This window comes from Paenibacillus sp. 32O-W (assembly GCF_007679495.1).
Taxonomy (GTDB): Bacteria; Bacillota; Bacilli; order Paenibacillales; family NBRC-103111; genus Paenibacillus_L; species Paenibacillus_L residui.
In genome coordinates this window covers 77,643-100,312 of sequence record NZ_VEGP01000014.1, presented here as the reverse complement: position 1 = coordinate 100,312, position 22,670 = coordinate 77,643, and the positions used below count along the sequence as shown (strand labels likewise).

The window sequence follows — 22,670 nt, the reverse complement described above, 5'->3', positions numbered from 1 at the left end:
CTCGCGGACGATGTCTTCATAGTAATGGCCTGTTGCCTCAATACCCAGGAACAAGCGAACAGCCTCTGTGGCTGTAATCGCTTGATTAATCTTCTTGCAAAGCAGCTCCATACCAGAATTATTCACTGAGAAAAAGAAGGGTTTTTCAATGATGTCGCCGAAATAGTTGCATATTAAGGCTTTTTGGTGGAGCTTGGCCGCATCGATCGCAACGATGAGGACTTGCTCCAGGTTAACGCCCCTTAGCTGTTGACTGAACTTAGTTCCCTTACGGCCTTGAATGTGCGAGGATTTCCCCATGCGACTTCAACCTCCTGTGGTTGGTAGGTAAGATTGAAGCTTCCCTGTCAGGTGCTTCTTTCTTCGATAGTCGCTGGGGATTTCCTCTTTATATTTTGATTATATTACACGCCAGAAAGTATAAGTTTCGCCTTATACTTGTTCTCATATTTCATCGGTAAACGCGCCCGTCCTAAGGACGGCTTATAGCAGTTTATCCTTGATGTGTTATTTCATTAGACACTATTTTCCCCATTTGTTATAATTGTGGGGATTATTCATTTCAAGAGACTGGAGGGAAACGGCGAGAATGCAGTATATTAACAATTACGTAATTGTCGCCATTTTCGTTTCGTTAGGCGTACTGCTCCCAGTAATCGCTCTGACGATCGGCAAGCTTTTGAGACCTAATAAACCGCACGAAGAAAAATTGACCACCTATGAAAGCGGTAACGTACCAGTGGGAGAAGGTCAAGTTCAATTTAATATCCGCTATTATTTGTTTGCTTTGATGTTCGTAATTTTTGATGTGGAAGCCGTCTTTCTTTACCCGTGGGCCGTAGCTTATCATAAGCTAGGGCTGTTTGCGCTTGTAGAGATGCTAATCTTTATTTCCTTGCTGGTTGTGGGGCTAATCTATGCTTGGAAGAAGAAGGTGCTGAAATGGAATTCCCGTTAGAGTCTATTCGTCCGGAGGAAAGACAGGAGCTGGAGAGAACTGTTTTTTACTCGACCATAGAGCAGGTCAAGGGTTGGGTTAGGAGCAATTCCTTATGGCCGCTCACTTTCGGTTTGGCTTGCTGTGCCATTGAGATGATGGGAGCCGGTGGCCCCCACTATGACTTTGACCGCTTCGGCGTCATGTTCCGTACCTCGCCCAGACAGGCGGATGTCATGATCGTGTCCGGGACGGTGACTAAGAAGATGGCCCCTCTCATTCGCAGGCTGTATGAGCAGATGCCGGAACCGAAATGGGTTATTGCCATGGGCTCGTGTGCAACAGCAGGAGGGCCTTATGTCCGGTCGTATGCGGTCGTCAAAGGAGTAGACCAGATTGTACCTGTCGATGTTTATATTCCAGGCTGTCCGCCTAATCCCGCAGCGTTGATTTATGGGGTAATGAAGCTGCAGGAGAAAATTCGTTACGAAGCGAAAACCGGGAAGCAGGTGACGAATCTGTGAGTGAGGATAAGAAGGAGCAGGGGAAGAGAGAAGATATTCCATCTGAGGAGCCGAGACAACAGGACCATTCGAAGAACAGCGGCGAAGTCTCATCTGGTGATTCTGAAGCGGTCAAGGCGAAAGCTGAAACAAGCCCTCCTCCCGAATCGGAACAGGATAAAATTATGAAACCGCTTGCGGGGGAGAATGCGGCCAGCCCACCTCCCAGAGCCGCGCGGAGTACCCGGAATCAAGCGGAGAGCCCGAAACCAGAGGCTTCAGAGCAGAAGACTGCTTCAGAGCCTTCCGATTCCGCGCCTAAGGAAGGAAAGGTACAGGCTGCAGAGGACCGCGAAGCCAAGCTGAAGAGAGCCGCGGAGGCGCGTGCCGCCAGAGCGGAAGCCAAGGCTAAGAAAGAAGAGGCGGAAGTTCTCAAGGAGCCCTCTCCGATGCAGCCTTTATTGGATAAGTCGGTACAATGGATAAGGGATAAAGTCTCTCCCGAGGCCGTTGAGGATGCGTTTATTAACGAATTAGACGGTCATCGGCCATACATTATCATCAAGAGCGATTATTGGGCGGAAACAGCGAAATTCGTTCGGGATCATGAACATTTTCAATTGAATTATTTACGGAATGTTGCCGGGATCGATCAGGAAACGCATATGGAAGTTGCGTACCATTTAATTTCTTTGAACACGAAGCAGGAGTTTTTGTTTAAGGTTAAGACCGACCGGGAGCAGCCTGCCGTTCCTTCTGTTACTTCCGTATGGCAAGGGGCAAATTGGCAGGAGAGGGAAATTTACGATTTGCTGGGGATTGATTTTCCGGGGCATCCGGATTTAAGGAGAATTATGATGCCGGACGATTGGGTCGGTCACCCGCTGCGCAAAGATTATGAACCGATTGATCCGGAGGTGTAACGATTGATACGGACAGAAGAGCTGCTGCTAAACGTAGGACCACAGCATCCCAGCACGCATGGAGTGTTCCGCATCATTGTCAAGCTGGATGGAGAGGTCATTAAGGAAGCCATCCCGGTTATGGGTTATCTGCACAGAGGGACAGAGAAGCTGGCCGAGAATTTATCCTATACTCAAATCATACCTTATACGGACAGGATGGATTACGTCTCGGCCATGACCAATAACTATGTGCTTGTCCATACAGTGGAGAAGCTTCTGCAATTGGAGGTTCCCGAGAGAGCCGAATTTCTACGGCTTATTGTCATGGAGCTGCAGCGGGTCGCCAGTCATCTGGTCTGGTGGGGGACTTACCTGCTCGACATTGGGGCGATGAGCCCGTTCCTGTTCGCCTTTCGCGATCGGGAAATGATTATTAATTTATTCAATGAGCTGTGCGGGGCCCGATTAACTTATAGTTATATGAGGGTAGGGGGCGTCAAATGGGATGCTCCCGAAGGCTGGATTGATAAAGTACGTGATTTCGTGCCGTATATGAAGAAAAAAGTCGAAGAATACGACCAATTGGTGAGCGGCAACGAAATCTTTCTGGCCCGAATTAAGGGAATCGGCCAATACGATGCGGAAACTGCCATCAGTTATGGGTTAAGCGGAGCCAATCTCAGATGCACGGGTGTGAACTGGGATCTGCGTAAAGCTCAACCTTATTGCCTCTATGACCGATTTGAATTCGACGTTCCGGTAGGCAAGAACGGGGATTGCTATGACCGCTATTGCATTCGGCTGGAGGAGATCAGGCAATCGCTTCGCATCCTGGAACAAGCTTTGGAGCAGTTCCCCGAAGATGGGCCAATTATGGGTAAGGTACCGAGAGTCATCCGCGCTCCGGAAGGGGAAGTTTATGCGGGAATTGAATCGCCACGCGGGGAGATTGGATGTTATATTATATCCAGAGGGCGTGATAAGCCTTATCGATTGAAGTTCAGAAGGCCTTCATTTATCAATCTGCAAATTCTTCCTAAACTGCTGGTAGGGGAAACGATGACCAATCTGATTACGATTCTCGGCGGGATAGACATCGTTGTTGGGGAGGTGGACAGCTAATGGCCAACTGGTTTCTGGACGCGTTAACGTGGAAGAGCTTCACTATTTATTTTCTGTTATCCGTAGTACTGCTTCTCGTCATCCTTGGTTATGTGACCTATGCCATCTATTTCGAGCGGAAGGTGATCGGCTGGATGCAGAGCAGACACGGTCCGAACCGGGTGGGCCCACTAGGGCTGCTGCAGACGGTGGCCGATGTCGCCAAGCTGTTGATGAAAGAGGATACGATTCCGAAGAAGGCGGAAAGACAGCTATTCATTCTCGCGCCGATCATCGCATTCGTTCCTTCCTTTGCCGTATTAGCCACCATTCCTTATACACAAAACATATATTTCGCCGACTTGAATGTCGGTGTGCTCTACTACGTCGCCCTGTCAGGAATATCGACCATCGGAATTATTCTGGGAGGCTGGGCCTCGAACAATAAATATGCGCTTCTGGGCGGCATGCGCTCTGCGGCACAGATGATCAGCTACGAAATTCCGCTCGTGATTTCGGTGGTTGGGGTCATTATGCTGTCCGGCAGCATGCAATTAACCACCATTGTAGAAGGTCAAAGCGGAGGTTTCTGGCACTGGAACTTCCTGCCCCAAATCATCGGCTTTGGTGTATTTGTCGTGGCTGCGGTTTCGGAGCTGAACCGGACCCCCTTTGACCTGCCCGAAGCTGAATCGGAGCTGGTGGCGGGTTATCATGTAGAGTACAGCGGCTTTCGCTTCGCCTTCTTTATGCTGGCGGAATATGTCTACGTCTTTGCCATTGCTTCGCTGACTACCGTTCTGTTTCTGGGCGGCTGGCATGCGCCGTTCCCTTTTCTTGATTTCGTACCGGGCATCATCTGGTTTTTGCTGAAATTCTCGTTTATTGTCTTTTTCCTGTTCTGGCTCCGGGCTACTTTCCCACGGGTGCGAGTGGACCAGTTGATGGGGTTGGGCTGGAAGGTGCTGCTTCCGCTGGCCCTGCTTAATATTATTATAACCGCCGTCTTCTACGAAATTTTTGGCCGGTAGAGCGAGCCGAAGGGAGGAGATCTCATGAAAGGCTTATTGAAAGGACTAGGCGTGACCTTCAAAAATATGACCCGGAAGAAAGTGACTTACGCTTATCCGAATGTTCCGCTGAAAATGCCCGATCGTTTCCGGGGAATTCAGTATCTGGATCCCGAAAAATGTATTGTATGCAATCAGTGTGCCAGAGTCTGTCCGACGGAGTGCATCACCTTGGTAGGCAAGCCGAACCCCGATCCGGAGTCGAAAATAGCCCGGGTACTGGAAACGTTCGACATCAATTTCGAAATATGCATTCTTTGCGATTTTTGCACAGAAGTATGTCCGACGGAAGCGATAGTGATGACGAATAATTTCGAACTAGCGACTTACAGCAGGGATGATTTGTTCAAGAACATGCAATGGCTGTACGAGAACGATCAGAACATTCGACAGGAAAACCATTCGTCGTCTCCTAAAGGGGGGGCGAAGAAGGATGCTTAGCAATATTGTCGAATTTTTCTCGAACGGAAGCAATCTGGTGTTTTTTGTCTTTGCCTTGTTGATTATCGGGGGAGCGATCTTCATGATCAGCTTCACCAAAGTGGTTCATATGGTCGTGGCGCTGGCCTTTTCTTTTCTAAGCCTGGCAGGCTTGTACGTGCTGCTTGAAGCGGAATTTGTAGCTTTTGTCCAGGTGTTGATCTACGCAGGGGCAGTATCGATCCTGATGATCTTCGGAATTATGATGACCAAGCATCGGGATGAAGACAAGGCACCCCCTCCCCGACAGACGCATAACATTCTGCTCGGAATCGGTATCCTGGGTTTGTTCGGAATTTTGTTCTATGCCATCCAGACAGCGGATTTTCCCGTGGAGAACGTCTCGTTGGCACAGGATAACACACTGGAGATCGGAACGCGTATTTTTACCGATCATGTCATCCCGTTTGAATTAATGTCGGTGCTGCTGACCGTAGCCTTCATAGGAGCGATTGTCGTGGCCAAAAGAGAGGAGGATTGACGATGAGCGGCCTTATTTCTCCTTATTTAACCTTGGGAGCCATTCTTTTTTGTATCGGTCTATATGGAGCACTTTCCAAAAGGAACGCCATCATTATCTTGCTTTCGATTGAATTGATGCTGAACGGGGTCAATCTTAATCTGGTAGCCTTCTCGAAGCTGGGGATCAACCCTTCCTTGACCGGTCAGGTGTTCTCTTTATTTGCAATAACCGTTGCGGCGGCGGAAGCGGCTATCGGGGTAGCTATTCTGATTATGCTCTACCGAAACCGGGGAACATCGAATGTCGATGAAATGAACTCGATGAGGCATTAGCCTAATCTTTAGAAAAAAGCCTCTTTTGTCTAACAACCATAAGGAGGAACAATAAATCCATGGAATTGGACATTTCACAATATGCGTGGTTAATCCCGCTAATTCCGTTATTGGCTTTCCTGGTCCTGATCGGCGTAGGCCGGCAGGCTAAAGATACGGGCGCCTACATCAGCATTCTAGCCTCGGCCGTTTCGTTCATCCTGGCTGTGCTCGTCTTGATCGAAAGGCTGGGAGGCCCGACCGAAAATTATTTATGGACCGGAATTCAATGGCTTAAAATCGGGGATCTGTCCGTAAAATTCGGATTCGAGATTTCCAATCTGAATGCTCTCATGCTCGTAATTGTATCTACAGTCAGTCTGCTCGTTAACATATATTCCAAAGGTTATATGCAGGAGGACGAAAGAAAGTCGGTCTTTTTCAGTTATTTATCGTTATTCACATTCTCGATGCTTGGCTTGGTCATGTCGCCTAATCTTCTACAGCTGTACATATTCTGGGAATTGGTAGGGGTATGTTCGTTCTTGCTTATCGGCTTCTGGTATTATAAACCGGAAGCGAAGGCTGCGGCCAAGAAGGCTTTTATTGTGACGCGAATCGGGGATGTGGGTCTTCTTCTGGCCATATTGCTTCTTTTCTGGTATATGCCAGGTCATGCTCTGGACTTCTCATCCATACATAAGGTATTCGCTCTCCAGCCGGATATAGCTCCCGGCATCGTTACATGGATTGCCATATTAATCTTTGTCGGCGCCGTCGGGAAATCAGGGCAATTCCCGCTTCACGTCTGGCTGCCGGATGCAATGGAAGGCCCGACTCCGATCAGTGCGCTTATTCATGCTGCAACGATGGTCGCTGCCGGTGTTTACCTGGTCGCCCGCACCTTCGATATTTTCCGGGCGTCGCCGGATGCCTTGACAGTGGTTGCGATCGTAGGAGCCTTCACGGCCATCTTTGCAGCCACTATAGGAACGGCACAGAACGATATCAAGCGGGTACTCGCTTATTCTACCGTCAGCCAATTGGGGTATATGATGATGGCGCTGGGGATAGGTACATGGGTATCCTACACGGCGGGAATTTTCCATTTGTTTACCCATGCATTCTTCAAGGCTCTGTTGTTCCTGGCTGCGGGCAGTGTCATTCATGCCGTGCACACGCAGAACATTAACGAAATGGGCGGATTGGCGGGCAGAATGAAGATTACAACCTGGACCTTCGCCATCGGGGCACTGGCGCTTGCAGGTGTGATTCCACTATCCGGGTTCTGGTCCAAGGACGCTATCCTGTCCGAGGCTTATCATCATAATCAGATGTTATTCTGGGTCGGGTTAATTGCGGCTTTCTTCACGGCCTTGTATATGTCCAGATTGTTCTTTCTCGTCTTTACCGGTCGGCCCAAGACCGAGCATGAAGTGAAGGAGTCGCCGGCATCCATGACCTTCCCGATGATAGTTCTTGCTGTGCTTGCGGTCATCGCCGGGTTTGTGTTTATTCCAGGGCTTAATCCCTGGTTTGGAAATTGGCTTGCACCGGAGGCGGTCGAGGAGTCGCTGAATTGGATCGTAGTGATTCTTTCCAATTTGGCAGCTATTCTTGGAATCGGTTTGGGGTGGGCGATTTATGGCAAAGGCAGCTTGTCCAGAGAAATGGTTTCGGAGAGAGCACCTTGGCTGTATCAGTTGGTCAACCGAAAATATTATATCGATGAGCTGTACAGCCGGATCCTTGTTCGTCCGCTGAAGGTTTTGGGGAAGCTTCTCTACGGGATAGACCGGTCCGTAGTCGATGGTCTGGTACGGCTGGTAGCGGGGTCTGTCGTTTCGCTCGGACGTCTCGGAACGAAGCTGCAGAACGGGCAGGTCCAGACTTACGGGCTCGTTACACTCCTTGGCTTTGTTGCTTTAGCATTGGTTTTGGCCGGAAGGAGGTTTATCGACCTTGGCTAATTTACCTATCCTGAGTATGATTGTCTTTGCTCCGCTGCTGGGCATCCTGGTTCTGTTATTTATCCCTAAGCAGCAAGGCCGCTGGATCAAATGGATTGGAATCGCCGCAACGCTGATACCATTAGTATTGGCGGGCTGGCTGTATGTTGATTTTAATCAGTCTGACGGAGGGGATCAGTACGCCGAGAGCTATAGCTGGATCAACATTCCGCTAAATTCAGAGCTGCTTTTTAACGAGCAGGGCACTTTCCACCTGAAATTCGATTACAGCCTCGCGGTAGACGGATTGTCGCTTCCGCTGGTGTTCTTGACAGCGCTCGTTGCTGCCATGGCGGCTCTGGCCTCGTTCTCAATTAAGAAACGGTGGAAAACTTACTTCATCATGTTCCTGCTGCTGGAGATCGGGATGTTGGGTGTATTTATGGCCCGGGATTTGTTCCTGTTCTTCGTCTTCTTCGAGGTCACGCTGGTTCCGATGTTCTTCCTGGTAGGCATATGGGGATACATGAATCGGGAGAAGGCCGCCAACCGTTTCCTGCTTTATAACGGAGTAGGATCCGCCATCATGCTTATTGCTTTCCTGATTGTGGTGACGACCGCCGGATTTGCTCAAATAGAAGGACCCGATGGAACGTCGGTTTATTTCACCGGAAGCTTGTACGAGATTTCAAACCATTTGTTTAATGAACCGCAGTCCTTCGTCAATACAGATCATCCACAGAGCCCATTCTTTATGACGGAAGGGTTAAAATGGGCGCTCTTCCTGATGCTGCTCATAGCCTTCGGCATCAAGCTGCCGATGTTTCCTTTCCATAGCTGGATGCTTAAGGTCCATACCGAAGCTCCACCGTCTGTTGTTATGATTCACTCCGGTATTCTGCTTAAGATGGGAGCGTATGGATTAATTCGCTTCGGGATCCTGCTATTTCCGGAGCAGGCCAAGGAATGGGCGTTCGTACTTGCCTTGTTGGGGTTAATTAACATTTTGTACGGGGCCGTACTGGCTTTTGTACAGAAGGATTTCAAGCTTGTGTTGGCCTATTCCAGTATCAGCCATATGGGCATAGTCCTGCTCGGTTTGGCCGCCTTTAACGAAATCGGCATGCAGGGGGCGGTTTTCCAGATGGTGTCGCATGGGTTGATATCTGCACTGATGTTCCTGCTTGTAGGAAGTATTTATGAGAGAACGCAGACATCAATGCTGGATCAACTCGGAGGGATGGCGGCATCCGTGCCGTTTATGAGCGGCATCTTGCTCATATCGGGTATGGCTTCCCTGGGCTTGCCCGGCTTGTCAGGCTTTATCAGTGAATATCTTTCCTTCCTCGGCTTATTCGGCTCCATGAAGATCATCACGGCCATCAGCTTGCTGGGGGTTATTCTAACAGCCGTATATGTCCTCCGTGCGGTAATGAAGATTACTTTCGGTCCAATGCCGGAGCAGTATAAGAGCCTTCGCGACGCACGTTTGATAGAAGCGGTGCCTATGGTCACCCTAGTCGCTTTCATTCTGCTGCTTGGGATTTATCCGGGCATTCTCAGCCAGCCATTGGACACAACCATAAGCGGCTTGAACCAGTTTATACAACAAGTAACTGTAGGATTGGGAGGGTAGACCAATGGAACAAGGTATCCAATTAAGCGATTTAGCTCACTTGGCGCCGGAGCTGACATTGGTCATCTCTGCTGTCATTATTTCATTAATCGATCTGCTGATGCCGCGTCATCGGAGCCGAACCGTCATTGGCTGGCTCACGATTGCCGGGTTACTGGCCGCTGCTGTCTTCATAGGTATGCGCCTTAATCTGGAGGAGCCGATTGAGCTGCTCCATCACAGCTATCGGGTCGACCATTTCGGCGATCTGGTGAAGCTGGTGCTGCTGGGATCTACCGCCTTGATCGTGCTGATGAGCATCGGGGGGATCAAGCAGAAGGAAACTCCGCATGTCGGGGAATATTATTATTTCTATCTTCCTGCGGTACTGGGCGGCATGATTATGGTTTCTTCCGGCGATCTGATTACATTATTTGTCGGATTGGAGCTCCTAAGCATTACTTCTTATATTATGGTAGCCATGAAAAAGAAGGACAGCCGATCCAACGAAGGGGCCTTTAAATACGTGGTGCTTGGCGGAGTGTCCTCGGCCATGATTTTATACGGGATGTCATTCTTGTATGGAATGTCGGGGTCCACCAATTTGGCGGAGATCAATGCGCAGCTGTCTCTTTATTCCGGTTCTTTCGGGGCTCTGATCTATGTGGCGTTTTTCCTGCTGCTGGCCGGCTTTGGTTTCAAAATAGCAGCAGCGCCTTTCCATACCTGGGCACCGGATGTTTATCAAGGGGCCCCGACACCGGTTACCGCTTTCCTGGCGGTAGTCTCCAAAGCGGCAGGGCTTGCCCTGATGTTCCGGGTGTTCTATATGGTCTTCTTCCAGGTCAACGCCGGCCCCAATCTGCCGATCGATGCGGATGTTTATATGTCCCTAAGCGTGCTGGCCGCGATCTCCATGATTGCCGGTCATTTCATGGCCCTTAAGCAAAAAAACATGAAGCGACTGTTGGCTTATTCCGGAATAGCCAATGCCGGATATCTGCTGGTTCCTATAGCGGCTAAAATCTCATTAATTCATACAAGCAATTTCTCTGAATTTATCTATTATATGGTAGCCTATGCATTGATGAATATCGGAGCGTTCGCTCTGTTATTCACGATAGAGGCAACGTCCGGAAGCTCTGAAATCAAAGGGTTTGCCGGATTGTATTACCGTGCTCCATGGACAGCCGTCGCGATGGTCTTAATCATTCTGTCCCTGGCCGGGATTCCGGTTACCGCCGGTTTCTTCGGAAAATTATTCATCCTCCTGGGCGCATTGGAGATGAAGCTCTATTGGCTGGCGATCATTATGATTTTGACCAGTGTGGCTTCTTACTATTACTATTTTGGCGTTATCCGGCAAATGTTCATGCGCAGCGGCGAGGAGCCGGAAGAGCTCAAGACAACCATTCCTCAGCAGATCACTCTATGGGTATGCGCCGGACTTGGAATTGTGCTCGGCTTTTTCCCCGGTTTATTGTTAAATTATGTAGAGTCGGTTTTCAGGCTGGGCAAGGATCTGTTTATTTACTAGCGAGTTCTTCAACGATGCGGGCGCATTGAAATCTCTAAATAATAAACCTTCTCCGAACCTACTGGGTTGCGGGAAGGTTTATTTTGCGATTAATCCGGAATCGAGTCAATATTTAGATTTGAACCACGACAGAATATATTCGATAGCCAGGTCATAGTTGCCGACCTGACAATGCTGCTCTCCGCCTTCGGCTTCGGTGAAGAGTCTGCTGGTCACATTGGCGTAAGGCAAATGCTCTTTTAAATAGTCAAACTGCCGATCGGAATAACTAACTGAATTCCGTAATGACGGTGCATCAGCTTGTTTTGCTCGCTGCCGAACATCACGATAAAGGGGTCGGCAAGACCAATAAAATTCATGTCGGCTTCACCACCGTAGTCCAATAATGATTGTACTTGCAGCAAATATGAGGTGTGTACGTCAAAGAATACAAGTTTTAACCATCGCAGAGGGCATTTCCATCTTGTGGAATGCTCCTTGATTATCTAGCATGATACTTGTTCCGGACATCGAATGGCAAGTAGAGTTTGTAGGTCTTTGTATGGGAAGTGGCAGATTCAGAGACCTTACTGATCACCTCATCTGCACAGCCTCGATAGCCGTTGCTTTCATTAATTCTGTCCCATAATCCAGCTTGCAGTTAATTATTCAAAGATATAGGTCTTTAGACCCTTTTGTGAAAGAGCGGAAGGGGGTAGTGTGAAGAGTATCGAATGTATTTTTTAAGAAGAAATTAGGACTACCTTTAAAGAGGATTATACATATGCGACTAACTAAAGCTCTGCTCTCCTTTGGCTTGGTTTGTATTCTGCTTCTGTCCTTCCCGTTATTCGCGGCGGAGGAACCCACCCCCTTGCTCTCGTCAAATACTACGGATTCCGAATTATCCTGGATTATTCAGTGGAAGAATGATGTGGACCCGGTTGTTTATGAGAACAGTTCGATCATTTCTCAGTATCCCGACATGAATGTAATGGTCGTTCGTCCCAAAACAACGGAGAATGAAGCTGCCTGGCTGGATTACTGGCGCGCTTCGGGACAAGTCGAATACATTCAGCCCAATCATCAATACCGTATAGCCGAAATGCCGAACGATTCAATGCTAAGCAATCAACAATATTTGAAGTTGATTCATGCGGAAGAGGCCTGGGATCAAGCGGTCGGCAGCGAGGATTTGGTTGTAGCCGTGGTCGATACCGGCATAGATATGAATCATCCGGATTTAAAGGATCACTTGATTGACGGGGTGAATCTCATTCAACCGGGGACTCCCCCTTATGATGACAACGGTCATGGAACAAGCGTTGCCGGTGTGCTGGCTGCGGTTTCGGATAATGAGATCGGGGTTTCCGGACTTCTGTGGAGGGCCCAAATTATGCCGATCAAAGCCTTGGAAGCGGACGGTAGCGGCGACGAGGATAAGTTAGGAGAAGGCATTCGGTACGCAGTCGATAATGGGGCGCGTATCGTGGTCCTTTCTCTTGGTTTGAATAAGCCTTCACCATTTATGAAATCCATAGTTCAATATGCGGAAGATCATGGGGTTCTTCTGGTGGCGGCTGCCGGGAATGAAGGGAATGCAGTCAAGTATCCGGCGGCCTATCCAACGGTTATCGCTGTGGGCGGGGTCACTCATGATTTACAGCCCCATAGAAGATCGAATTACGGCCCTGAACTGGATATAGTTGCTCCTTGGAACGTCTTTACGACTCTTCCGGGGGGAAATTATGGATATAAGGAAGGCACTTCCTTGGCTGCTCCGCAGGTAGCAGCGGTTGCCGGGTTGATATGGAGCAAGTATCCCGACCTGAAGCCTTATCAGGTGCGCAATCTGATCCGCCAATCGGCCCAGGAGATTACACAAACGGGGTGGGATCCGAAATCGGGTTATGGTCTGCTTCGGGCGGACCGGGCGCTAACGATTCCGTATAAGGAAGATATGTATGAGGGAAATCAAAGCCCGGACGGTGCTTATCCCATTTCCATCAGTCAACAAATCAATGCGGCTTTATCCGGAGCTTCTGATCAGGATTGGTTTTATATCGATGCGCCTTATGACGGAACCTTGTCTTTCTCGGCAGAGGCCGATCAGGCTGGGGCCGGAATGACCTTGACTTACTATACGGATCCCGGCGAGTCCGGCGTGCCTTATGAGAACATATTGTCAAGCGGAGCGGATATCCAGGTAAACAAAGGCAGAAGCTATATCAAGCTGCAGGCGGACCAGCCTGTAACTTACCGTCTGACCACCGATTTTTTAATTTATAAGGGTCCTTTCGAAGATAATGACCGGCAATATAAAGCTTATGTACTGCCTGACCGAAGCCAGACGATAGTAGGAACCTTCCATCAGGAGAATGACCATGACTGGTTCGCGATGCATGTGCGGAGCGAAGGCACCTTGCAATTGACGGTGTCCGTCGATACGGCACGGATAGACCCTGTTCTTCTTGTTCAGAAGCAAGGGGAGAAGGAGCTTCTGATCGATAAGAACGGAGATGGCGAAACGGAAACTTCGGGACCGATGAATGTCACACCGGGAACCTATTATTTCAGAGTAAGCAATATCCCCGGTTACTCGGCCCCTGTAGTTGGCGAATATACGCTGTCTATCGAGTACTCCCCCAAATTGGAGGATCCCAACGAACCTAATAATAGACCGAACCAGGCTTCCTCCCTCAATTTAGGAAAAGAAGTAAAGGGCCACATTCAGACGAAGGATGATTCGGATTGGTTCCAGTTCAGGCTGAATGAACGCAGCTTGGTGGATGTGGGGCTGCGGGATATTCCGCAAGGGGTACGGATGGAGATGGAGTTATACGATCATTCCATTCAATTGATCAGCCAGGAGCAGGGGAGTGCGGATGCCCTTACTCTTTCGCAGGAGCTGGAAGCGGGAACTTATTATGTTCGATTAAGAGCCGATCAGGCTTTTGATAATCAGTTTTATAGACTGAAAGCCGAAAGCATTCCGTTGACCGCCGGTTTCCGCGATGTGGAGGGACATTGGGCGGAAGAGGATATTATACGGTTAACGAACCTGAAGATTGTCGAGGGAATTGAGCCATTCCGTTTCGCCCCTGATCAGCCTATGACGAGGGCTCAGGCAGCGGCTGTTATTAGCCGGGCCTTCGGCCTTACCAGCAAGAGCGGAGCAGCGGCCTTTCCCGATGTGACTCCCAGCCACTGGGCTTACGATGCGATATCCGCCGTGTCCCAGCAAGGATGGATCGACGGATATCCCGACGCTTCATTCCAACCGGAAAGGACGATAAGCCGGATGGAGATGGTCGCTCTTCTGGCCAAAGTGCAGAATCTGATGAACGGTCTGCCCGCTGTTACAGAGGCCCCGTATGCAGATGTGGACCCGAGCTACTGGGGAGCCCCTATTCTAGTCAAGCTGATGAATGAAGGTTGGGTTTCAGGCTATCCTGACAATACATTTCGTCCCGACCATAAAGCCACCAGGGCAGAATTTGTTTCAGTCCTTGCTAAACTGTTGAAATAATACTAGTCTTGCCTTCAGCTGATGCCATTTAAGGCAATTTCGGATGGTAGGAAGCCTGAAGAAGCCATCGGGGTTCTGAAGGGTACCGGGAATCCCTTCTCCCTGTGGCCAGTTGCATTCTTACTTAATGAGACAAAATGAATTCAGCACTTCTCAGAAGTTTTATATAGAAGTTGGGCTATTTAATGGCTATACTATAGTTGCGTCAGCAATTTGTAAATTTAATGAAGCCTGTTATTTATAGCCACTAGGAAGGCGGGGAGCAGGATGGGCGAAACCGACTCCATCGGTTTTACTTTTGCAATGAGCGGAATGATTTACATATTGATTGTTTTGGTATGTATCGCCCTCTCCTGGTGGGGGCTGCAGCAATTCCGATTCGATCTGTTTGTGAAAAATCCGCGAAGCATTCAAAGCAAGCTGCTGCAAATTTTTCTATCCTTGGCATTAGGATATCAGGTGGCCCGATTCTTCATTGACTACTTTAACTGGTCGGCTATGCTGAAGGGGCTGTTTTAGAGTGATTAACCAGCGGCGGGGATGATTACCCGGGTCGGTTGCACCGCTCTATCAAGACTTCGAATAACATCGGTCTTACTTGTCAACAATGGAAATAAAACAGGTTGTTTCGACAAACTTCGAAGCCCAGCGAACATAGGAACGACGAAGGTTTGGAGCTAATATACGCAGCTACTGGTCTAAGTTAGATGCGTCTTTAATAATATAGACGAAGAAAACAGCGTTTTGGTTCTCAAACTGTGTGTAATGTTCGATTATTCGCCGATAATTTAATCGAGGGCGGATTATGAAGATAGGCTGGTATCCAGCCCTTTTTCAACAGAATAAGGAAAAGACATAAATACAACGGAACGCGGAGGGACCAGAGATGAGCAAAATAATCGTCCGCGGTGGCAAACGATTATCGGGAAAAGTCAAAGTACACGGCGCCAAAAACGCTGTTCTGCCTATTATTGCTGCTTCCTTGCTCGGTACAAAAGGAATTAGCGTAATTAAGGATGCCCCTCTGCTGGAGGATGTCAAAACGATTTACCAGCTGATCAAAAGCTTGGGGGCACAAATCAAATATGAGAATGAGGTCATTCGGGTCGATTCCTCGCGCTTGGATTCATGCGAAGCACCTTATGAGTTGGTCCGCAAAATGCGGGCTTCCTTTCTTGTTCTCGGTCCGCTGCTGGCCCGGATGGGGAGAGCGAGAATACCGCTCCCCGGCGGCTGTGCTATCGGAACCCGGCCGATCGATCAGCATTTGAAAGGCTTCGAGGCCATGGGGGCGGATATAGAGCTTGGCCAAGGCTTTATAGAAGCTAGAGTGAAGGGGAAGCTGCGGGGCGCCAAGATCTATTTGGATGTTGCCAGTGTCGGGGCCACCGAAAATATTATGATGGCGGCCACCTTGGCTGAAGGGACCACCTACATCGAGAACGCGGCCATGGAACCGGAAATTGTAGATTTGGCGAATTATTTAAACGCCATGGGTGCCCGTATTCGCGGTGCAGGGACCGGGGTGCTCCGTATAGATGGGGTTGATTCGCTGCAGGGTGCTATACATACGGTAATTCCGGATCGGATTGAAGCGGGAACTTACATGGTTGCAGCTGCTATTACCAGAGGCACCTTGTTTATAGAAGGGGCAATCTGCGATCATCTGAAGCCCGTCATTTCCAAGCTTAGGGAGATGGGCGTGAAGGTGCTGGAAGACGAGAATGGAGTCGAGGTATGCGGGGAAGGCCCGCTGCGGGCTGTCGATATGAAGACGCTGCCGTATCCCGGGTTTCCAACCGATATGCAATCGCAAATGATGGCCCTTCTCTTGAAAGCGGAAGGAACGAGTCTTGTGACAGAGACGGTGTTCGAAAATCGTTTTATGCATGTGGATGAATTTATTCGAATGAATGCCGAAATTAAGGTCGAGGGCCGGACGGCTGTTGTTCAAGGCAATACCCGTCTGCGGGGAGCCAAGGTGAATGCCACGGATTTAAGAGCGGGGGCGGCGTTGGTGCTTGCTGCTCTGGCCGCGGATGGGGAAACGGAAATATCCGGTATCCACCACATTGACAGGGGCTACGTGAACATTGTTGAGAAGCTTCAAGCGCTGGGAGCGGACATCCAGAGAGTGGATGGAGCCGTAGAAGTCGAGGAGAAACCTAGCGAGGTCGGCTTCTTCGCGGTGCAGCCCACTTGGGCGTAATGTTTGCCTCGGTCTGAGTCCTTCCCGTATAACTTAAATATAAAACGAATGATCTGCCTTGGTCTGATGACCGAGGCTTTTTTATTTTATAGGTTTTCTGTCATGAACAGGGTTTAAATTCTATTTGGCGATAAGAAAGCTTCTATTAATCCCCCTTCGCAGATGTCGACGCATCCTTCCTTACCGAATATTATCCCGGCTGGCTAGCAAGCTATTAAACGTTAACGCTTCTTTATGTTCTAGCATGTCTTCCAATCTCATAAAATAGGATAACTGCACGATGCAAATCGCTACAGTGCCTACATACATCATGTCTGGGAGGAACGATGCTATGAACCAAGAAACAAGGAAGAAAGTGATTCTATGGATGGCTCTGGCCCTATCTATTTCCATGCTTCTTACTATTCTTGTGCCGAGCCTGATCGTTCGCAAGACCGATCAGCCCGAGCAGACATCTAATTTTCTTCCTGAGCCTGAGGAGGGTTTGACCGATCCTGTTTCGGAAGCTGTCTCCCCTTTGATCGTGCCCGTCTATCTAACTAAGGAAAAGCGCGTGGATCATATCGATTTGGAGAACTATGTGCGTGGGGTGGTAGCGGCGGAGATGCCGTCCGATTTCGAGCTGGAGGCGTTAAAAGCCCAGGCGATAGCGGCCCGGACCTATATCATTCGCCGTTGGCTCGCGGAGGATCGCAGCAATGTCCCCGATGAGGAAGCGCTTGTTACCGATACGGTACTGCATCAGGCGTATTTGACCGATGAGGAGCTGAAACGGCAGTGGGGCAGCGAAAACTTCGAACGCAACCGAGAGAGGTTGAATCAGGCGGTCGAAGAAACTAGAGGGCAAGTGATAACCTATCAGAATAAACCGATTGAGGCGACCTTCTTCTCAACTAGTAACGGATATACGGAAAACTCGGAAGATTACTGGACTAATCCAATTCCTTATTTAAGAAGTGTGGCCAGTCCTTGGGATAAAGAGATAGCGCCAAGATATAAGGAGACGATCTCTATCCCTTATAGCGAGTTTCGCAGCAAGCTGGGATTGTCGGAAACCTTGTCCGCCAGCAGCGTTTTTGCCAACAGTAAAGTCTTGGAATATACGGATGGAAAAAGAATAAAGAAACTATCGATAGGAGGCAAGACCTTCTCCGGCAAAGAGGTGAGAGAGAAGCTCGGTTTGAACTCCTCTCAATTTCAATGGAAGCTTAACGGGAAAGAAGTGGAGATTACTACGACAGGCTACGGTCATGGGGTTGGAATGAGCCAGTGGGGGGCCAACGGCATGGCCAAGGAAGGCAAGACAGCAGTGGAAATTCTTAAACATTACTATACCGGGGTAGAAGTTCAGAACGCATCGAATATAGCAAATTAAAATAATATGCCGATTTATATCATCTCAAGTATAAAAGCTATCGATCTGGCAACAATGGTACTGAGGTGATATAACTATGAGTGAACAATACAAAGAGATTCAAACCGAAAAAGAAGCTCCTCAATCCAAAGAAGGAGCACAAACTGCAACCCCGTACTCTCCGTGGCGCAGACTGCTCGCCAAGAAATGGGCTTTTCCGGCGCTCTACATGGTGGCGGCTGCAATTATTTTAACGTTAATGTTGGTGTATCAAAACTCGGGGAAACAGCCACCCCTAACGGATGAGAGCATCGGTCTCGGTTTGGAGCAAGGCGAGAACGCAACTGATCCGGATGCCCAACCTGTTGCAGCCAATGTAGAGAATATGCAGTGGCCGGTCAAGGATTACAACGAAATGGATGTGACCATGCCATTCTTCGACAGCAAAGCTTCCAGTGATGTAAAGCAGGAAGCGATGGTTGAGTATGGTGATACGTTCACACCGCATATCGGTGTTGATCTGGCCAGACCGGATAAAGAGTCTTTCGAAGTACTGGCGGCTCTAAGCGGTAAGGTAACTGCGGTGGAGAGAAACCCGGTTGTCGGAAACCTGGTTGAAATTACTCACTCCAACGGATTGGTTACGGTATATCAGAGCCTTGATGAAATTAAGGTGGCCAAGGATGTAGAGGTGAAGAAGGGCGATGTTATCGGCACAGCCGGTCGCAACGAGCTGGAGAAGCATCTCGGCAATCACCTTCATTTCGAAGTACGCCAGGGTCAAGACGGAGCAGCCTTGAATCCAAGTGAGTTAATCGCAGAACAATAATGAAACGGCCTGCGGGGGCCATGCAGATTAAAGCAGCGGGAGGTAAACCTCCCGCTATTTGTTTTTTCCATAAGTTATAAGGTTATGTGGAACCCCTAAAAATCGTCGGGCCATAGTCCGAAATAATAAAAAGAAGCCTTGTCCCACAAATTTATTGGCTCGTCCGTGCTTGTCAGCTCTTTAAACAAAGAATATATAGGCTCGCTCCTCATATAATGTACCAAACTATCTTGAGTAGGGAGGCGAGGGGAGTGCATGATTACATCAAAGAGCGGACCATTAAAATCGGTCGATGTATCGTGGAGACGAGGCACACAGTTCGTGCAATCGCTAAACAATTTGGGGTATCCAAAAGCACGGTTCACAAGGATCTAACCGAGAGGCTTCCGGATATAAACCCGGAATTGGCCAATCAAGTTAAGACGATATTGGAATATCACAAATCGATTCGCCATCTGCGGGGAGGTGAGGCAACGAAAATTAAATATAAGAAATCGAGAAATTATAAGAAAAATTCCGATTTATTAGTCTCGTCCAAATCGTAAATTCGATTCTCCCAACCGTTCGTTTTTTTACCCTTATATTTTAACGGAAAAAGGAGGATTTTGTTTTTTTTTGGCGAAACTACCTATTAAGGATAACTGGGCTTACCTTCTTACAAGGGTAAATGAACGGTCAGTGACGGGCAGGGAGGATCATATTTAATGTTCAGTAAGGACATCGGAATAGATTTAGGTACAGCTAATGTGTCGATTTATGTTAAAGGCAGCGGCATTGTGCTGGATGAGCCTTCGGTTGTAGCTGTAGACAGCGAATCGAAGAAGGTGCTGGCTGTAGGGGAAGAGGCTCGCAGAATGGTTGGGCGGACGCCGGGCAATATTGTGGCGATTCGACCCCTGCGTGAAGGAGTTATTGCCAATTTCGAAATGACGGAAGCTATGTTAAAATACTTTATAGATAAAGTGGGCGGCAAAAAATGGTATAGTCATCCAAGAATTTTGATCTGCGCTCCTACGAATATCACTTCCGTGGAACAGAAGGCGATTCGGGAATCGGCGAAGCGCAGTGGGGCCAAAGAGGTATTTTTGGTAGAGGAGCCGAAGGCGGCCGCGATCGGCGCGGGTATGGATATATCACAACCTAGCGGAAATATGGTTATTGACATTGGAGGGGGCACTTCGAATGTAGCCGTCATCTCGATGGGCGACATTGTAGCCGCCTCCTCTATTAAGGTTGCAGGGGACAAGTTTGACGATGCCATTATGAAGTATATCAAGAATAAGTACAAGCTTCTTATTGGCGAACGGACTTCGGAAGATATCAAGATTAGGATAGCTACGGTTCATCCGGAAGGCCGCCAGGAAGAGATGGATATTAGGGGAAGGGATATGGTCACCGGCCTCCCCATCTCTATAACCGTGCATGCCATGGAGATCAAGGAGGCTTTGATGGAGCCGATTTATTCGGTCGTAGCCTCTGCCAAAGCACTGCTGGAGAAGACTCCTCCTGAATTAGCCGCTGATATTATTGATAAAGGAATCATTCTGACTGGCGGCGGTGCGATGCTGCACGGTCTGGACCAGCTTCTGGCCGATGAACTGCTGGTTCCCGTGCTGGTGGCGGAATCCTCGATGCATTGTGTCGTCAAGGGGACCGGAGTCATGCTGGATAATCTCGATAAAGTAGCCAAGAAATCAGCTTTGAAAGGATTATAAAGCTCGGCAGAGGAAAGGGGCGTAGGAATGCTAAGAGGATTGTATACTTCAGGTGCCGGGATGATCACACAGCAAAGGCGTCACGATGTGGCAACCAATAACATCGCTAATGTGCTGACTCCCGGCTATAAGCAGAATAATGCGGTAGCCCGGTCATTTCCGGAAATGATGATCTCGCTTTTGAATGGAGACGATCATGGCGCGAACTCCAGACATATAGGCCGAATGAATACCGGTGTGTTCGCGGAGGAGGCTTTGTCGGTATATCTGCAAGGAGACCTTATGGAAACAAAGCAGCCATTTGACTTGGCCATTGTCTCCAATGTGCAGCTTCCTGGAGTGACCTTCGATGGTTCAGGTAAAGCTATAACCGCTGATGGAGAGAGGATATATCAGCCGCAGGCCTTTTTTACCGTTGTTGATGGACAAGGCAACCGCACTTATACTCGGAACGGCAGCTTCCAAGTGAATACGGCGGGGGAACTGGTAACCGAGAGCGGGTATCGGGTGCTTGGACGGGACGGACAGCCATTGACACTGATGAATGCCGCCACGGGTGAGCCGTTATCGGGTGCAGTCATCGGCCGGAACGGAGAACTGTTGGATCCTCTGAACGGGGAACCGTTGCTGAATACAGCCGGAGAACAGGCGGGGCTGCTGCTGTCGATCGTCGAAGAGCCTAATCGGCTGATCCGCATGGGCGATGGGCAATATCGGTTGAATGAAGAGGATGCCGATCTGGTTCGTGGGATGAATCCGGACGATGATGTGGAGGTTTATCAAGGGTATTTGGAACGCTCCAATGTAGATTCGTCCCATGCTATGATCGATATGATGTCCGCACTCCGTGCTTATGAAGCGAATCAGAAGATGGTTCAGTATTATGACAAGAGCCTGGAGAAAGCTGTTAACGAAATTGGACGGGTATAGATGTATACTTGAAGCGAAATAACAGTGTTCGGAAGTTCTAACGAATCTTGTGAGTTACCCAACGAACGTACTTCTGAACGCCGTCTTGTCTTGAGGAGGAACTATAATGAATCATTCCATGATTAGCTCCATGGTGACGATGCGTTCACTTCAACAGAAGCTGGATGTATTATCTAATAACGTAGCCCATTTTGACACGGCTGGATATAAGAGAAAAGATGTAACCTTCGAAGATGTGCTGACTAATGTTAAACAGCAGCCCGAAAGCTTTCGCAAGGAGGGCAGGCTGACTCCGCTCGGCTTGACGCAAGGCTGGGGAGTCAGGCTGGGTCAGGTCAAGGTAGACCTGTCTCAAGGTCCGTTAAGCGAATCCGGGCTTTCGACGGATCTGGCGATTGAGGGACAAGCCGTTTTTGCTGTTCTGAACCCTGTTACGGGGCCGGACGGCAACCCGGCAATGGAAGAGGTCTATACAAGAGAGGGCTCCTTTCAACTTACTCTTCGTGCAGGTGATACGGAAAGTACCTACTTGGCCACTAAGGACGGGCTGCTTATTAGCGATGTGAACGGACAGCCCATAGCTATTCCATCTGGCTACGATATGAAAGTAGATGAACAGGGCAATGTCTGGGCCTATCGGCCTTCCATGCCCGAGGCGGAGGCAGTTCCTGCAGGCCGTATTAAGTTAATGCGCGTCATGCGTCCCCAATATCTTGAGGAAATCGGGAATAACCGCTACCAGGTAGCTGCGGGGGCCGATCGGAATTTGGTCGTGCAGGGTGCCTTTGGTCCAGGCGGGTTGGAGAGAGGAATTTCGGTTAAACAAGGATTTGTAGAACAATCGAACGTTAATTTAGGGGATGAAACCGCTGAACTGATGATGGTTCAACGGGCATTTCAATTAAATTCCCGGGCCATCGCTTCCTCTGACACCATGATGCAGCTGGCCAACAATCTTAGAGGATAGTGAGCGAGGAATGACCATGAGCGAATCTAAACCAACTCCGAAGGGCCGTCCCTGGTATCGCAAACTGAAACCGGTATTGCGCTTGTTAAGAATACTTCTCGTGCCGATCCTGTGTGTGGCAGCTCTTTTCGCAGGACTGATCATCGGTTATGTTTACGTCGGGAAACAGCCTTTAGAGGATGTATGGAGTATAGAAACATGGAGGCACTTATTCGACTTAATGTTTGCCGGTACTTAGGGGGACATTAATAAGTTTATTAGCCCAAAGGCATCATCTTTTTTACATT

General features: G+C 48.9%; 22 protein-coding genes and 1 pseudogene. 21 read left to right on the top strand and 2 right to left on the bottom strand.

Going from position 1 to position 22,670, the window contains the following annotated elements; all coding sequences use genetic code 11:
* Positions 1–300, bottom strand: a pseudogene (locus tag FS806_RS08230) (IS110 family transposase); the annotation flags it as partial.
* A 289-nt stretch (positions 301–589) separates the two neighbouring features.
* On the opposite strand from FS806_RS08230, the gene FS806_RS08225 reads away from it, so the two are divergent.
* Genes FS806_RS08225 through FS806_RS08175 form a run of 11 tightly spaced genes read left to right on the top strand, consistent with a single transcriptional unit; the run spans position 590 to position 10,871 of the window.
* Positions 590–958 carry an NADH-quinone oxidoreductase subunit A gene (locus FS806_RS08225; protein ID WP_144934350.1) on the top strand — a complete coding sequence of 123 codons (369 nt, stop codon included), beginning with the start codon at positions 590–592 and terminating at the stop codon, positions 956–958.
* A complete protein-coding gene (locus FS806_RS08220) occupies positions 943–1,461 on the top strand; it encodes a NuoB/complex I 20 kDa subunit family protein (protein ID WP_144934348.1) in 519 nt (172 codons plus the stop codon). Before FS806_RS08225 ends, FS806_RS08220 begins: the two co-directional genes overlap by 16 nt.
* Entirely contained in the window at positions 1,458–2,363 is a 906-nt protein-coding gene (locus tag FS806_RS26980) for an NADH-quinone oxidoreductase subunit C (RefSeq protein ID WP_313960570.1), read from the top strand. Before FS806_RS08220 ends, FS806_RS26980 begins: the two co-directional genes overlap by 4 nt.
* A gap of 3 nt (positions 2,364–2,366) precedes the next feature.
* On the top strand, positions 2,367–3,467 hold the full coding sequence (locus FS806_RS08210) for an NADH-quinone oxidoreductase subunit D (protein ID WP_144934346.1): 1,101 nt from the start codon (positions 2,367–2,369) through the stop codon (positions 3,465–3,467).
* Positions 3,467–4,477, top strand: a complete 1,011-nt coding sequence (gene nuoH, locus FS806_RS08205) for an NADH-quinone oxidoreductase subunit NuoH (RefSeq protein WP_144934344.1) — start codon at positions 3,467–3,469, stop codon at positions 4,475–4,477. The genes FS806_RS08210 and nuoH overlap by 1 nt, the downstream gene beginning before the upstream one ends.
* 24 nt (positions 4,478–4,501) lie before the next feature.
* Positions 4,502–4,957 carry an NADH-quinone oxidoreductase subunit NuoI gene (gene nuoI / locus FS806_RS08200; protein WP_144934343.1) on the top strand — a complete coding sequence of 152 codons (456 nt, stop codon included), beginning with the start codon at positions 4,502–4,504 and terminating at the stop codon, positions 4,955–4,957.
* Positions 4,950–5,477: an NADH-quinone oxidoreductase subunit J gene (locus FS806_RS08195; protein ID WP_144934341.1), complete on the top strand. Its 528-nt coding sequence runs from the start codon at positions 4,950–4,952 to the stop codon at positions 5,475–5,477. Before nuoI ends, FS806_RS08195 begins: the two co-directional genes overlap by 8 nt.
* A gap of 2 nt (positions 5,478–5,479) precedes the next feature.
* Positions 5,480–5,791, top strand: coding sequence for an NADH-quinone oxidoreductase subunit NuoK (nuoK, locus tag FS806_RS08190; protein WP_144934339.1), 312 nt, complete (start codon positions 5,480–5,482; stop codon positions 5,789–5,791).
* Positions 5,792–5,850: 59 nt separating this feature from the next.
* Positions 5,851–7,740 (top strand): NADH-quinone oxidoreductase subunit L, encoded by a 1,890-nt coding sequence (nuoL, locus tag FS806_RS08185; RefSeq protein WP_144934337.1) that lies wholly within the window; start codon positions 5,851–5,853, stop codon positions 7,738–7,740.
* Between the two features lie 16 nt (positions 7,741–7,756).
* Complete coding sequence (locus FS806_RS08180) at positions 7,757–9,355, top strand: complex I subunit 4 family protein (RefSeq protein ID WP_144934363.1); 1,599 nt, start codon at positions 7,757–7,759, stop codon at positions 9,353–9,355.
* A gap of 4 nt (positions 9,356–9,359) precedes the next feature.
* Positions 9,360–10,871 (top strand): NADH-quinone oxidoreductase subunit N, encoded by a 1,512-nt coding sequence (locus tag FS806_RS08175; protein ID WP_144934335.1) that lies wholly within the window; start codon positions 9,360–9,362, stop codon positions 10,869–10,871.
* Between the two features lie 105 nt (positions 10,872–10,976).
* Here the strand turns inward: FS806_RS08175 and FS806_RS26625 are convergent, their stop codons facing one another.
* Positions 10,977–11,102 (bottom strand): hypothetical protein, encoded by a 126-nt coding sequence (locus FS806_RS26625; RefSeq protein ID WP_260982028.1) that lies wholly within the window; start codon positions 11,100–11,102, stop codon positions 10,977–10,979.
* 532 nt (positions 11,103–11,634) lie between these two features.
* On the opposite strand from FS806_RS26625, the gene FS806_RS08170 reads away from it, so the two are divergent.
* The 10 genes from FS806_RS08170 (at position 11,635) to FS806_RS08125 (ending at position 22,621) form a co-directional block, all read left to right on the top strand.
* A complete protein-coding gene (locus FS806_RS08170) occupies positions 11,635–14,379 on the top strand; it encodes a S8 family serine peptidase (RefSeq protein ID WP_260982027.1) in 2,745 nt (914 codons plus the stop codon).
* Between the two features lie 267 nt (positions 14,380–14,646).
* Complete coding sequence (locus FS806_RS08165; protein WP_144934334.1) at positions 14,647–14,898, top strand: DUF1146 family protein; 252 nt, start codon at positions 14,647–14,649, stop codon at positions 14,896–14,898.
* Between the two features lie 367 nt (positions 14,899–15,265).
* Entirely contained in the window at positions 15,266–16,588 is a 1,323-nt protein-coding gene (murA, locus tag FS806_RS08160) for a UDP-N-acetylglucosamine 1-carboxyvinyltransferase (protein ID WP_144934331.1), read from the top strand.
* A 331-nt stretch (positions 16,589–16,919) separates the two neighbouring features.
* Entirely contained in the window at positions 16,920–17,963 is a 1,044-nt protein-coding gene (gene spoIID / locus FS806_RS08155; protein WP_144934329.1) for a stage II sporulation protein D, read from the top strand.
* Between the two features lie 76 nt (positions 17,964–18,039).
* Positions 18,040–18,771 carry a M23 family metallopeptidase gene (locus FS806_RS08150; protein WP_144934327.1) on the top strand — a complete coding sequence of 244 codons (732 nt, stop codon included), beginning with the start codon at positions 18,040–18,042 and terminating at the stop codon, positions 18,769–18,771.
* A gap of 251 nt (positions 18,772–19,022) precedes the next feature.
* A complete protein-coding gene (gene spoIIID, locus FS806_RS08145) occupies positions 19,023–19,316 on the top strand; it encodes a sporulation transcriptional regulator SpoIIID (protein ID WP_144934325.1) in 294 nt (97 codons plus the stop codon).
* A gap of 159 nt (positions 19,317–19,475) precedes the next feature.
* The gene (mreB, locus tag FS806_RS08140; protein ID WP_144934323.1) at positions 19,476–20,486 is read left to right on the top strand and encodes a rod shape-determining protein MreB; all 1,011 of its coding nucleotides are present in this window, start codon (positions 19,476–19,478) and stop codon (positions 20,484–20,486) included.
* Positions 20,487–20,513: 27 nt separating this feature from the next.
* Entirely contained in the window at positions 20,514–21,416 is a 903-nt protein-coding gene (locus FS806_RS08135) for a flagellar hook-basal body protein (RefSeq protein WP_144934320.1), read from the top strand.
* Positions 21,417–21,522: 106 nt separating this feature from the next.
* The gene (locus FS806_RS08130; RefSeq protein WP_144934318.1) at positions 21,523–22,383 is read left to right on the top strand and encodes a flagellar hook-basal body protein; all 861 of its coding nucleotides are present in this window, start codon (positions 21,523–21,525) and stop codon (positions 22,381–22,383) included.
* Between the two features lie 16 nt (positions 22,384–22,399).
* Positions 22,400–22,621, top strand: coding sequence for a DNA-directed RNA polymerase subunit beta (locus FS806_RS08125; RefSeq protein ID WP_225312532.1), 222 nt, complete (start codon positions 22,400–22,402; stop codon positions 22,619–22,621).
* Positions 22,622–22,670: the final 49 nt, after the last annotated feature.